The 12,902-nt window shown below is 61.7% G+C and carries 13 protein-coding genes; 5 read left to right on the forward strand and 8 right to left on the reverse strand.

The features are described 5' to 3' along the window. Positions 1-161: 161 nt before the first annotated feature. Complete coding sequence (aroG, locus tag I6G83_RS13120; protein WP_054307082.1) at positions 162-1,217, forward strand: 3-deoxy-7-phosphoheptulonate synthase AroG; 1,056 nt, start codon at positions 162-164, stop codon at positions 1,215-1,217. 68 nt (positions 1,218-1,285) lie between these two features. Here aroG and gpmA read toward each other — a convergent pair whose 3' ends face one another. The 8 genes from gpmA to modE all read right to left on the reverse strand — a co-directional run bounded on the left by gpmA (position 1,286) and on the right by modE (position 9,689). Continuing rightward, positions 1,286-2,038: a 2,3-diphosphoglycerate-dependent phosphoglycerate mutase gene (gene gpmA, locus I6G83_RS13125; protein ID WP_015671378.1), complete on the reverse strand. Its 753-nt coding sequence runs from the start codon at positions 2,036-2,038 to the stop codon at positions 1,286-1,288. 210 nt (positions 2,039-2,248) lie between these two features. Further along, on the reverse strand, positions 2,249-2,593 hold the full coding sequence (locus I6G83_RS13130) for a PsiF family protein (RefSeq protein WP_054307081.1): 345 nt from the start codon (positions 2,591-2,593) through the stop codon (positions 2,249-2,251). Between the two features lie 182 nt (positions 2,594-2,775). Then, entirely contained in the window at positions 2,776-3,822 is a 1,047-nt protein-coding gene (gene galM, locus I6G83_RS13135; protein ID WP_054307080.1) for a galactose-1-epimerase, read from the reverse strand. Continuing rightward, the gene (gene galK / locus I6G83_RS13140; RefSeq protein WP_054307079.1) at positions 3,816-4,967 is read right to left on the reverse strand and encodes a galactokinase; all 1,152 of its coding nucleotides are present in this window, start codon (positions 4,965-4,967) and stop codon (positions 3,816-3,818) included. The genes galM and galK overlap by 7 nt, the downstream gene beginning before the upstream one ends. Beyond that, positions 4,967-6,016 carry a galactose-1-phosphate uridylyltransferase gene (galT, locus tag I6G83_RS13145; RefSeq protein ID WP_054307078.1) on the reverse strand — a complete coding sequence of 350 codons (1,050 nt, stop codon included), beginning with the start codon at positions 6,014-6,016 and terminating at the stop codon, positions 4,967-4,969. Before galT ends, galK begins: the two co-directional genes overlap by 1 nt. A gap of 284 nt (positions 6,017-6,300) precedes the next feature. Further along, positions 6,301-7,122, reverse strand: coding sequence for a CPBP family intramembrane glutamic endopeptidase (locus I6G83_RS13150; protein WP_054307077.1), 822 nt, complete (start codon positions 7,120-7,122; stop codon positions 6,301-6,303). Positions 7,123-7,334: 212 nt separating this feature from the next. Then, positions 7,335-8,807 (reverse strand): molybdate ABC transporter ATP-binding protein ModF, encoded by a 1,473-nt coding sequence (gene modF / locus I6G83_RS13155; RefSeq protein ID WP_054307076.1) that lies wholly within the window; start codon positions 8,805-8,807, stop codon positions 7,335-7,337. Between the two features lie 90 nt (positions 8,808-8,897). Beyond that, positions 8,898-9,689, reverse strand: coding sequence for a molybdenum-dependent transcriptional regulator (gene modE, locus I6G83_RS13160; protein ID WP_054307075.1), 792 nt, complete (start codon positions 9,687-9,689; stop codon positions 8,898-8,900). 323 nt (positions 9,690-10,012) lie between these two features. Here modE and I6G83_RS13165 point away from each other — a divergent pair, with 323 nt between their 5' ends. The 4 genes from I6G83_RS13165 (at position 10,013) to modC (ending at position 12,870) form a co-directional block, all read left to right on the forward strand. Continuing rightward, positions 10,013-10,156, forward strand: a complete 144-nt coding sequence (locus I6G83_RS13165; protein WP_071889351.1) for an AcrZ family multidrug efflux pump-associated protein — start codon at positions 10,013-10,015, stop codon at positions 10,154-10,156. 187 nt (positions 10,157-10,343) lie between these two features. Next, positions 10,344-11,117, forward strand: a complete 774-nt coding sequence (gene modA, locus I6G83_RS13170; RefSeq protein ID WP_054307074.1) for a molybdate ABC transporter substrate-binding protein — start codon at positions 10,344-10,346, stop codon at positions 11,115-11,117. Then, positions 11,114-11,809: a molybdate ABC transporter permease subunit gene (modB, locus tag I6G83_RS13175; RefSeq protein ID WP_054307073.1), complete on the forward strand. Its 696-nt coding sequence runs from the start codon at positions 11,114-11,116 to the stop codon at positions 11,807-11,809. The genes modA and modB overlap by 4 nt, the downstream gene beginning before the upstream one ends. Next, positions 11,803-12,870 carry a molybdenum ABC transporter ATP-binding protein ModC gene (modC, locus tag I6G83_RS13180; protein ID WP_054307072.1) on the forward strand — a complete coding sequence of 356 codons (1,068 nt, stop codon included), beginning with the start codon at positions 11,803-11,805 and terminating at the stop codon, positions 12,868-12,870. Before modB ends, modC begins: the two co-directional genes overlap by 7 nt. Positions 12,871-12,902: the final 32 nt, after the last annotated feature.

Consider the following 12,902-nt stretch of genomic DNA (forward strand, 5'->3'; position numbering starts at 1 on the left):
AAAGGAGCTTCTGCGCTGCCGTTATCTGACAGCACATTCTGCTGCCAAATCGGTGGTTAAAAGTCAGCAGGGCAAAGTGATTTACAGCGCCTGTCGCACAGGCTAGATTGGTTGGATCCGCGCATTGCGATATACCCTTCTTGATACCGAATGGAAAAGTTATGAATTACCAAAACGACGATTTACGCATTAAAGATATTAAGGAACTTTTACCGCCTGTGGCACTGCTGGAGAAGTTTCCGGCGACGGAGCAGGCGGCGGAGACGGTGTCATTGGCGCGCAACGCGATTCACAACATTCTCAAAGGCAGCGACGACCGCCTGCTGGTGGTGATCGGCCCTTGCTCTATTCACGATACGCGCGCCGCCAAGGAGTACGCGCAGCGTCTGCTGCAGCTGCGTCAGGAGCTGAACGGCGAACTGGAAGTGGTAATGCGCGTGTACTTTGAAAAGCCGCGCACCACCGTGGGCTGGAAAGGGTTGATCAACGATCCGCTGATGGACAACAGCTTCCAGATTAACGAAGGCCTGCGCCTGGCGCGTAAGCTGCTGCTGGATATCAACGACAGCGGCCTGCCGGCGGCGGGTGAATACCTGGATATGATCACGCCGCAGTATCTGGCGGATCTGATGAGCTGGGGCGCGATCGGCGCGCGCACCACCGAATCGCAGGTGCACCGCGAGCTGGCTTCCGGCCTCTCCTGCCCGGTGGGCTTTAAAAACGGCACCGACGGCACCATCAAGGTGGCGATCGACGCCATTAACGCCGCCGGCGCGGCGCACTGCTTCCTGTCGGTGACCAAGTGGGGCCATTCGGCGATTGTGAACACCAGCGGCAACGGCGACTGCCACATTATTCTGCGCGGCGGTAAAGAGCCGAACTACAGTGCGGAACACGTTAAAGCGGTGAAAGAGGGGCTGAGCAAAGCCGGCCTGCCGACCAATGTGATGATCGACTTCAGCCATGCCAACAGCAGCAAGCAGTTCAAGAAGCAGCTGGACGTCAGCGCCGACGTCTGCCGGCAGATTAGCGGCGGCGAAAAGGCGATTATCGGCGTGATGATTGAGAGCCACCTGGTGGAAGGCAACCAGAGCCTGGAAAGCGGTGAGCCGCTGGTGTACGGCAAGAGCGTCACCGACGGCTGCATCGGCTGGGAAGACACCGAAACCGTGCTGCGCGATCTGGCGGCGGCGGTGAAGGCGCGCCGCGGCCGTTAATCCCGCAGGCGGACGCATAAAAAAAGCCCCCGGCGCAAACCGGGGGCTTTTTTACCTCAGGGCGCTAATTACTTCGCTTTGCCCTGGTTGGCTACCGCCGCGGCTTTAGCGGCGATTTCGTCCGCGTTGCCCAGGTAGTAGTGTTTGATCGGTTTCATGTTTTCGTCGAACTCATACACCAGCGGCACGCCGGTCGGGATGTTCAGTTCGAGGATCTCATCTTCGCTCATGTTATCCAGGTATTTCACCAGCGCACGCAGGGAGTTGCCGTGGGCGGCGATGATCACACGCTCACCGCTCTTGACGCGCGGCAGGATCTCTTCGTTCCAGTAAGGGATAACGCGGTCGATGGTCAGCGCCAGGCTTTCGGTCAGCGGCAGCTCCTGCTCGCTCAGTGACGCGTAGCGTGGGTCGTGACCAGGGTAGCGCTCGTCATCTTTGGTCAGCTCCGGCGGGGTAACGGCGAAGCCGCGACGCCACTGTTTCACCTGCTCGTCGCCGTATTTCTCAGCGGTTTCCGCCTTGTTCAGACCCTGCAGCGCCCCGTAGTGACGTTCGTTCAGTTTCCAGGATTTTTCGGTCGGCAGCCAGGCCTGATCCAGCTCATCCAGGATGTTCCACAGGGTGTGGATAGCGCGCTTCAGTACGGAGGTGTAAGCGAAATCGAAATTGAAACCTTCATCTTTCAACAGTTTGCCTGCTGCTTTCGCTTCGGTGCGGCCTTTATCGGACAGGTCAACATCGTACCAACCGGTGAAGCGGTTTTCGTTGTTCCACTGGCTTTCGCCGTGGCGCACCAGAACCAGCTTAGTTACAGCCATGCTTAACTCCTTAATAATCTGACATTTCAATGATAACGAAAATCATTATATTGCCGCGGCCGGGGGCACGGCAATCGATAGTGCTTAACCATAGCCAATTTATTGCCGTTAAGTAAGGTCTGAAAGGATGAAAAAGCTGAATCGTTCAAGCGTGCGGGAAGTGCGGCGCGCGCGGGGAAAAATGCGGCGCGCCGTGGCAAAGGCCGGCGATTAGGCGGCTTTTTTCAGACAGCTGCTCATAAAGGTTTTACGCGCGTCGCCCTTCAGGCTTTGCTTGGCGGCGTCGGCATTACAGCCTTTCATTTTCTGCTGCTGCGGGGTCAGCGCCTTACCGGCGGCCTGATGGCCTTCGGCTTTCAGGCAGGTGCTCATGAAGGTGGTACGATCGGCGCCCTTCAGCGATTTGGCAGAAGCCTGTTGATTACAGTCGGTCATACGTTTTTGCTGGGCGGCCTGCGCCGGAGACGGGGCTTTTTTGGCCGGGGCTTCTGCGGCCATCAGGTTGGCGCTCAGCAGCAAACCTGCCAGTAACGGAAGTGCAGTAATCAGTCGCATAGGTGTTCCTTCAGCTATTAACCGGCCGGAATGGCCGAAAATTGTGACGCGGCACAGGAGGTTGTGCTTATCACCGTAGGCTGATTTTAGTGTGCGTCCGGGTATAAAGGAAGGAAGCGGGCGGCAGGAAAAGGGTAAGCATTTATAACAAAACTCCCCGCGCCGCAGCGCGGGGACGCCGGTTAACGCGGAGAAAAGTGATAGCGGGTGATGCTGTGATAGCGTTGCCCCGGCTGCAGCCAGCAGCTGGGCTGCGGCCATTCCGGATGGTGCGGGCTGTCCGGCAGGTATTCGCTTTCCAGCGCCACGCCGGCGTAATCGGCGTAGCTGCCGCCGTCGCGCGCCGGCGTGCCGGCGAGATAATTGCCGCTGTACAGCTGCAGCGCCGGCGCGTTGGTGAAAACGCGCATTTCCAGCCGGCCGTCCGCAGACCACAGCTGCGCCGCCGGCGTGTCCAGCGTCTGGCAGTCGCGCTGCAGCAGATAGGCGTGATCGTACCCTTTAACCCGCTGCTGGTCGGCGTCGCGCAGCAGATCCTGCGCCAGCGTTTTCGGCCGGCGGAAGTCCATGCCGCTGCCGTCGACCGCGTTCAGCGGCGCACAGGGGATCCCCTGTTCATCGACCGGCAGATAATAATCCGCGCGCAGCTGCAGCGTCTGGCGGCGCGCGTCCTGCCCGGTGCCGTCCAGGTTGAAGTAGGCGTGGTTGGTCAGGTTGACCGGGCAGGGGCGGTCAACCTGCGCCTGATAGTCGATCTCCAGCTGGTGGTCGTCCGTCAGGCGGAAGCGGGCGCTGACCTGCAGATTGCCGGGAAAGCCCTGATCGCCGTTGGGCGAGTGCAGCTGATAGGTCACCTGCTGCCGATCCTGCTGGGCGATGCGCCAGCGGCGGGCGTGGAATCCCTCCGGCCCGCCGTGCAGCTGGTGCGGCCCCTGATTGGCCAGCAGCGCCTGCGTACCGTCGTCCAGCGGCAGGCTGGCATCGGCGATGCGGTTGGCGTAGCGGCCCACCGTGGCGCCCAGATAGGCGCTTTGGCGCAGATAGTCGGCCGGCGTGGCGCAGCCGAGCAGCACCTCACGCATTTCACCGTCGCCGAGCGGCAGACGCGCCGAGAGCCAGGTGGCGCCCCAGTCCATCAGCGTCACCGTCATTCCGCCGGCGTTGCGCAGGGTCGTCAGGGTAAACGGCCGGCCGTCCGGCGCGAGCTGTTGTTCCGTGGCGTTTAGCATGAGCCGGCTCCTGCGGATGCGGTGCAGACGTAGAAGGTTTCCTGCAGGCCGCCGGAGCGCTGCGGGTATTCCTGCCGCACCGCGGCGCGCACCGTCTCGACCAGCCGCTGCGGCATCAGTGCGACGATACAGCCGCCGAAGCCGCCGCCGGTCATGCGCACGCCGCCGTGTTCGCCGATCGCCGCTTTTACGATCTCCACCAGCGCGTCGATCGGCGGCACGGTAATTTCAAAGTCATCGCGCATGGAGATGTGCGACTCGGCCATCAGTTGACCCATGCGGGTTAAATCGCCGCTGGCCAGCGCATCGGCGGCGGCCTGGGTGCGGGCGTTTTCACTGATGATATGGCGAGCGCGTTTGGCGACTAATGGGTCCATCTCATGCATACGTTCGTTGAACTGTTGCCAGCTGACGTCGCGCAGCGCCTTGACGCCAAAGAAGGCGGCGGCCTGTTCGCACTGCTGGCGGCGGGTGTTGTATTCACTGTCGACCAGGCCGCGCTTGACGTTGGAGTTGATGATCACCACCGCCACATCGTCCGGCAGCGGCACCGCGCGGGTTGCCAGCGAGCGGCAGTCGATCAGCAGCGCGTGATCCGGCTGACCGAGCGCGGAAATCAGCTGGTCCATAATGCCGCAGTTGCAGCCGACGAACTGGTTTTCGGCCTCCTGGCCGTTCAGCGCCAGCGCCACGCCGTCGAGCGGCAGCTGATACAGCATCTGCAGAGCCTGGCCGACGGCCACCTCCAGCGAGGCGGAGGAGCTGAGGCCGGCGCCCTGCGGCACGTTGCCGCTAATCACCAGATCGGCGCCGCCAAACTGGTCGTTGCGCTGCTGCAGGTGCTTCACCACGCCGCGGACGTAGTTGGCCCACTGTAATTGTTCATGCGGTACGATCGGCTGGTCGAGGTCAAACTGGTCTACCTGATGGTCATAATCGGCCGCCAGCACGCGAATCTGGCGATCGTCGCGCTTGGCAATGGCGATCACGGTCTGATAGTCGATGGCGCAGGGCAGCACGAAACCGTCGTTATAGTCGGTGTGCTCGCCAATCAGGTTGACGCGCCCCGGCGCCTGTACGGTAAGGGTCGGCGCGTAACCGAAATGCTGGGTAAAAACGTTCTGGGTCAGCGGTGGCAAACGCATTATTGGGCTCCGGCTTCACGGTAATGGATATCGCTGACCGCCCGCAGGCGTTCGGCGGCCTGCTCGGCGGTCAGATCGCGCTGGGTTTCCGCCAGCATTTCGTAGCCCACCATAAATTTGCGCACCGAGGCGGAGCGCAGCAGCGGCGGGTAAAAGTGGGCGTGCAGCTGCCAGTGATCGTTGTCGGCGCCGTTGAACGGCGCGCCGTGCCAGCCCATGGAGTAGGGGAAAGAGCACTGGAACAGATTGTCATAGCGGCTGGTCAGCTTTTTCAGCGCCACGGCCAGGTCGGCGCTCTGCGCCGCGTCAAGATCGGTCAGACGTTGTCGCGCGCTTTTCGGCAACAGCAAGGTTTCAAACGGCCAGGCCGCCCAATAGGGCACGACCGCCAGCCAGTGTTCGGTTTCCACCACTGTGCGGCTGCCGTCCTGCTGTTCGCGGCGGACGTAATCCAGCAGCATGGCGCGGCCGTGCTGCTGATAATAGTCGCGCTGCAGCCGATCTTCGCGCTCGGCCTCGTTCGGCAGAAAGCTGTTGGCCCATACCTGCCCGTGGGGGTGAGGGTTGGAGCAGCCCATGGCCGCGCCTTTATTTTCAAACACCTGCACCCAGGGGTAGTCACGGCCGAGTTCGGCGGTCTGCTGCTGCCAGGCCGCCACCACCCGCTCCAGCGCCGGCAGGCTGAGCTGCGGCAGGGTTTTGCTGTGGTCCGGCGAAAAACAGATCACCCGGCTGGTGCCGCGCGCGCTTTGGCAGCGCATCAGCGGGTCGTCGCTTTCCGGCGCCTGCGGCGTATCGCTCATCAGCGCGGCAAAGTCGTTGGTAAACACATAGGTGCCGGAATAATCCGGGTTCTGGTCGCCGGTCACGCGGGTATTGCCGGGACACAGGAAGCAGTCGGGATCGTGCTGCGGCAGGCTTTCCTGCGCCGGCGCTTCCTGCTGACCCTGCCAGGGACGCTTGGCGCGGTGAGGCGAAACCAGCACCCACTGGCCGGTCAGCGGATTAAAGCGGCGGTGGGGGTGATCGATAGGATTAAAGTCCGTCATAGTCATTCCTTCGGAATTTTCATACTGAATGGTAGCGGTTACATTGGCGTAATACGGTATTCAATGGCTACCTTCAGCTAAATAATGGCAGAAATATAGCACGTCTGCGGGAAGGAAAAGGTGATCTGACGCGAATAATGGAATCGTTTACATTAAACTAGGAATCTTTACCGGCGGGTGCTGTAGGGCTGTGGGCGCGCTGTTTGCGTATGGATCAATTGGCTGAGTGGTAGCGTTTTCATCCCTGTGATCCGCCGGCAGGCAAGCGCTGCCGGCGGCGGGGATTAAGGATGCTGGTAAAACGGATAGGTAAAGAACAGCAGATGGGTCATATTCAGGCCAAAGTGCAGCGCGATCGGCACCCACAGGCGCCCGCTCCACATCCAGGCCAGGCCGTACAGCAGGCCGGTCAGCGTGGCAAACACCATCATCAGCATGCCGGCGGGGAAGTGCGCCGCGCCAAACAGCAGGGCGGCAATCACCAGCGCCGGGTAGGCCCCCAGCCATTGGGTCAGCCGCTGTTGCAGGTAGCCGCGGAACAGCGCTTCTTCCGCCAGCGATACAAAGAACAGGTTGGCCATCATGAAAGGCAGTATCCAGCTCGGGAAGTGGCTTTCCAGCTTCAGGCCGCCCAGCGCCACCGCCAGCAGCAGCAGCAGCGGCACGCAGACAATCAGCAGCAGCCAGGCCAGCGCACCGACGCTTTTCGCCGCTTTGCCGCTGTTGAACAGCGTCGGCAGACAGGCAAACAGCAGAAACGGCAGCAGCGCCTTATCAAAGTTGTAGCGCAGCGTATAGGGCGCGCTGAGCGGCCCGGCCTTGCTGTTGTCTACCATAATCTGATTATTGATGCCGGGCAGCAGATGGAAAAACAGCGCCACGCAGCTGGCGACCAGCAGGGCTTCCAGCGTGGCGGACAGTCCGGCATTGGCGCGGTAGTGATGGCGCAACCCGGCGGCCAGGGCGATAACGGCCAGACACGCCGCGCCCAGTGGCGTAATGATTTGATGATAGATGCCCATACCGGCCGATGCCGCCAGCATCAACCAGGCGATCAGCCGGTTAAACGGCAAGAAAAATAGTGCAGTTGACAGTACGCCCCACATAACGATTATCCCTTTAACATAAATATGCGACACCCGCTTTCAAAGACCGCCATTGCTCCGTCAACCTGTTATATATGGCCGGCTAAATGGGGTAAGGCGGATAGTAACACAAGCTAATACCGGTAAAGGTCGGTGCAGTCAGTAAAAATATGCGTCGGGCGGCCTTATTGCCGTACAGAAGGAAGCAGGCGGAGCGAACCCCGCCTGATAGATCAGTGTAGCTGCTCTTGCTGATAACGGTAGCCGTCGCCGGCAGGGACAAAGCTCAGGCGGTGGGTAATACACTGCGGCGCGTCTTCCGCGTGGTGCGAGACAAACAGCAGCTGCGTGGCGCCCTCACCGATCAATACATCGATAAAACGGCGCACCAGCTGGCGGTTGAGCGGATCCAGCCCCTGCAGCGGCTCATCCAGGATCAGCAGCGCCGGGTGCTTCACCAGCGCGCGGGCGATCAGCGCCAGACGCTGCTGCCCCCAGGAGAGGCTGTGGAACGGCGTCTCGCCCCGTGCGCCGTCCAGGCCCAGCAGCTGCAGCCACTGTTCGCTCAGCTGGCGCTGACGATCGGACACCGCCTGATAGATGCCGATCGAGTCAAAGAAACCGGAAATGATCACGTTGCGTACGCTGCTGCTGACGCGGTATTCCAGATGCAGGCTGCTGCTGACGTAGCCGATATGGCGCTTGATGTCCCAGATGGTTTCACCGCTGCCGCGCCGCCGGCCGAACAGCGTCAGATCGTTACTGTAGCCCTGCGGATGATCGCCGGTGATCAGGCTGAGCAGCGTGGATTTACCGGCGCCGTTCGGGCCGACGATCTGCCAATGCTGGCCGGGATCCACCTGCCAGCTGAGCCGATCGATGATGGCGCGATCGTTATAGCTGACCACGCCGTCGCGCAGCACGATCCGCGGCCGATCCGCCGGCAGGGCGGACTGCTGCTGCGGATCCTCGCTGGCCGGCAGCGCCAGACCTGCGAGGTTTTCACTGTGCGCCAGCTGCGCCACCAGCGCTTCGGCCATCACCTGTTGGCGCGGCCCCTGGCTGGCCAGCGTGCAGTCGGCCAGCACGCCGACCTGCTGAACAAAGTCGGGGATTTCGTCAAAGCGGTTTAACACCAGCACCAGCGTATAGCCCTGCTGCGCCAGCTGGGCCAGCAGCTCGGCCAACTGGGCGCGCGAAGCGACGTCCAGCCCGTCAAAGGGTTCATCCAGAATCAGCAGGTCCGGCTGCCCCATCAGGGCGCGGCACAGCAGCGTTTTACGGGTTTCGCCGGTGGAGAGATATTTAAAGCGGCGCTCAAGCAGCGCGCTGATGCCGAACTGCGCCGCCAGCTGCGCGCAGCGCGCCGGGTGCGGATGCTCTTCCTGGATAATTTCGGCGGCGGTGCGGCCGGTATCGTCTTCGTCGGGGCTGAGCAGGTCGGTATTGTTGCGCTGCCACTCATCGCTCAGCATTTTCTGCAGTTGTTCGAAAGAGAGGCGCACCACCTGCTGAAAGTCGCCGTGGCGTTCGCCGCTCAGCAGCGTCAGCTCATCGGCCAGCGCGCGGGCCAGCGCCGATTTGCCGCTGCCGTTGGCGCCGACGAACGCCCAGCTGTCTCCGGCGTGGATCGCCAGCGTCTCCAGCGACAGGGTGCGGGTATCGCTTAAACGAAACGAACCTTGCGAAATGCGCAATGACGACATCACTTATTCCTTTTTTTGCAACTATTTGGTTTAGAAATAAGCGCATCGCCGACGGATGTCAATTGACAAAAATGCAACGACACATTGCATTCAGCACAGCGTAGCGATAATCACCCGATCGGCATTGAACAGGGCGTTAACCGGCATCGCCGGCTGCAGGTTCAGCCGTTGCAGCCGCTGATTGTCCAGCGTCGCGCACAGGGTTTCTCCGCTGGCGAGGGTGACCAGCACTTCGCTGTGCGCCTCGCCGGGCTGTATATGGGCAACCCGGCCGGGCAGGACGTTATCCGCCGCGTCGCTGTCGGCGGCGTCGGTGCTGAGCGTGACCCAGGGCGCCTTAATCAGCGCCAGCACCTCTTTGCCCGGCGCCAGCTGCAGGCGGTCGGCGCTCTGTTCGGTGACGGCGGCGGTCAGCCGGGTTTGCCCGTCGGCCAGCAGCAGCTGAATATGCTGCTGTACCTGCTGCCGTTCGCGTTCTGTCACCGTGGCGAAAAACTGGTTGCGGGCGCTAGTTTGCAGCGAAAAACGCGAGATGGCCGCCAGCAGGCTGTCGAGCGGCAGCCGGTCCTCCTGCAGTACGTCGAAGGCTTTCTGCTGAATCTGTCCCAGCAGATCGTACAGCTGGATCAGCCGCTGTCCGTAGTGGGTCAGCTGCGCGCCGCCGCCGCCCTTGCCGCCGGTAGCGCGCTCCACCACGGTCTGTTCCGCCAGCTGATTCATCTCATTAATGGCATCCCAGGCGCTTTTATAGCTGATGCCCGCCAGTTTGGCGCCCTGGCTGATGGAGCCGGTGTGGGCCACCTGCTTGAGCAGGGCGATGCGGCGCGGGTCGGCAAACAGTTTTTGCTGTAGTTTTAAGGTCAGAAGTATTTCGGCCTGCATGGTACGTTCCGTAGGCTGCAAAAAGTGGCTATCCGCCGCGGCGCGGGCTTCCGGCGATGGGCACAGAGGCGGCGCTGGCGCGATATATGATGCGCCATTGTCACCGATCTGACGACAATGCGCCAAATATCGCATTATTTTTTCCCGTGTTGATGTAGCATAGCCGAATATTTCAGCACGTTTGGCTGAGGACATAGCGACTTCAGCCGCTACAATAACCCTGTTTTTAACGTGAATTTTCTTTGGTGCAAACTGATAGCCGCAAGAGGGCCAGCAAGCCGTTTTCGGCCATTGTTCAGTAAGGCAGTACAAGTGAGGCGAACATGTTGGAATTATTGAAAAGTTTAGTATTCGCTGTAGTTATGGTTCCCGTGGTGATGGCGGTGATCCTCGGCCTGATTTATGGTTTGGCGGAAGTATTCAATATCTTCTCCAAAGCCGGTCCGGCGAAAGAAAAACGCAGCTGATTCTCCCTTCCTTATCCCTGCCGCGCGACGCGTGGCGGGGATCTCAAGTTTTTTCCCTGATGGCCGATATCTCTTGGCGAACGCCGCAGAAGCAGGCGACAAAGCGCATGACAAGCCGCAGCCTATCGTTATATTATTTTCTATATAACGAAAGCAATCCGTCCTGAGACGGGGGAGATAAGCAACAATGAAACAGCAATGGACTCGGTGGCTGGGCGGCGCGGTATTGGCATCCGGCCTGGTGATGCAGGCGTCGGCGGCGGACAAAATCACCGTCTTCGCCGCGGCGTCGCTGACCAACGCGCTGCAGGAGATTGCCACGCAGTACCAGCAGGGTAAAGACGTGCAGGTGGTCTCCTCTTTCGCCTCTTCCTCGACGCTGGCGCGGCAGATTGAGCAGGGCGCGCCGGCCGATCTGTTTATTTCCGCCGACCAACAGTGGATGGACTACGCCATCGACAAACAGCAGATGGTCAAAGACAGCCGCTATACGCTGCTGGACAACGATCTGGTGCTGATTGCCGCCAAAGACAGCAAACTGGATAAGGTGGCGATCACGCCGCAGACCGACTGGCAGCAGCTGCTCAATGGCGAGCGCCTGGCGGTCGGCGATCCGGACCATGTGCCGGCCGGCATTTACGCCAAAGAGGCGCTGCAGAACCTGAAAGCCTGGTCGCAGCTGGCGCCGAAACTGGCGCGCGCCAACAACGTGCGCAGCGCAATGGCGCTGGTGGAGCGACAGGAGACGCCGCTGGGCATCGTCTACGGCTCTGATGCGCTGGCCAGCGACAAAGTGAAGGTGGTCGGCGTGTTCCCGGCGGACAGCCACAAGCCGGTGGAGTACCCGATGGCGATCGTCAAAGACCATAACAGCCCGACGGTCAGCGCGTTTTATACCTACCTGAAAAGCCCGCAGGCGGCGGCGGTGTTTAAACGTTACGGATTTTCCCCACGGCAATGATTCTGAGCGAGTATGAGTGGCAGGCGGTTGAACTGAGCCTGAAGGTCTCCGCGCTGGCGGTGGCGTGCAGTCTGCCGCTGGGCATTCTGACCGCCTGGATCCTGGTGCGCTGCCGCTTTCCCGGTAAGTCGCTGTTGGACAGCATTATCCATCTGCCGCTGGTGCTGCCGCCGGTGGTGGTGGGCTACCTGCTGCTGATCGCCATGGGGCGGCGCGGGGTTATCGGCGAATGGCTGTATGACTGGTTCGGCTTCAGCTTTAGTTTCAGCTGGCGCGGCGCGGCCCTGGCGTCGGCGGTGGTGGCGTTTCCGCTGATGGTGCGGGCGATCCGCCTGGCGCTGGAGGCGGTGGACCAGCGTCTGGAGCAGGCGGCGCGCACGCTGGGCGCCGGCCCGTGGCGGGTATTTTTCACCATTACTCTGCCGCTGTCGCTGCCGGGGGTGATCGTCGGCGTGGTGCTGGCCTTTGCCCGTTCGCTGGGGGAATTTGGCGCCACTATCACCTTTGTCTCCAATATTCCCGGCGAGACGCGCACCATTCCGCTGGCGATGTACACCCTGATTGAAACGCCGGGGGCAGAAGCCGCCGCCGCGCGTCTGTGCGTGATCGCCATCGTGCTGTCGCTGTGTTCGCTGATGGCGTCCGAGTGGCTGGCCCGCTGGGGCCGCAAGCGGATGGGGGCTGAATGTTAGAACTGGACTTCAGCCAGCGGCTCGGCGATCTGCAGCTGCGGGTCAAAGAGAGCCTGCCGGCGCAGGGCATCACGGCGATTTTCGGCCTGTCCGGCGCGGGGAAAACCTCGCTGATCAACGCGATCGGCGGCCTGACCCGGCCGGACAGCGGGCGCATCGTGCTGAACGGGCGCACGCTGGTGGACGGCGAGCGCGGCCTGTGCCTGCCGCCGGAAAAACGCCGTATCGGCTATGTGTTTCAGGACGCGCGCCTGTTCCCGCACTACCGGGTGCGCGGCAATCTGCAGTACGGCATGGCGGCGTCGATGCGCCCGCAGTTTGACAATATCGTCGAACTGCTGGGCATCGGCGCGCTGCTGAACCGCCTGCCGCTGACGCTCTCCGGCGGCGAGAAACAGCGGGTGGCGATCGGCCGCGCGCTGCTGACCGCGCCGGAACTGCTGCTGATGGATGAACCGCTGGCGTCGCTCGATCTGCCGCGCAAGCGCGAGCTGCTGCCGTATCTGGAGCGGCTGGCGCAGGACGTCAATATCCCGATTCTGTACGTCAGCCACAGTATGGATGAGATCCTGCGGCTGGCCGGCCAGGTGATGGTGCTGGATCGCGGTCAGGTGCTGGCCTGCGGCGATCTGGAGGCGGTATGGGCCAGCAACGCGCTGCGGCCGTGGCTGCAGCGGGAAGATCAAAGCAGCGTGCTGAACGTCAGCGTGCTCGAACACCACGAGCGTTATGCGATGAGCGCGCTGCGGCTGGGGGACCAGCGGCTGTGGGTCAGCGCGGTCGATGCGCCGGTCGGCACGCGGCTGCGCATCCGCATTAACGCCGCCGATGTGTCGCTGGTGCTGCAGGCGCCGCACAACAGCAGCATCCGCAATATCCTGCCGGCTAAAGTGATGGAGTGCCTGGAGGTCGGCGGGCAGATTGAGGTGAAGCTGGCGGTCGGCGACAGCGTGCTGTGGGCGCGTATTACGCCGTGGGCGCGCGACGAACTGGCGATTAAGCCGGGCCAGTGGCTGTATGCGCAGGTAAAAAGCGTGTCGATTAGCCGCGAGGCGCGTTAATCCCTCTCCGCCCGGAGAGGGAAGATGTGCGC

This window comes from Serratia rubidaea (assembly GCF_016026735.1).
Classification (GTDB): domain Bacteria; phylum Pseudomonadota; class Gammaproteobacteria; order Enterobacterales; family Enterobacteriaceae; genus Serratia_B; species Serratia_B rubidaea.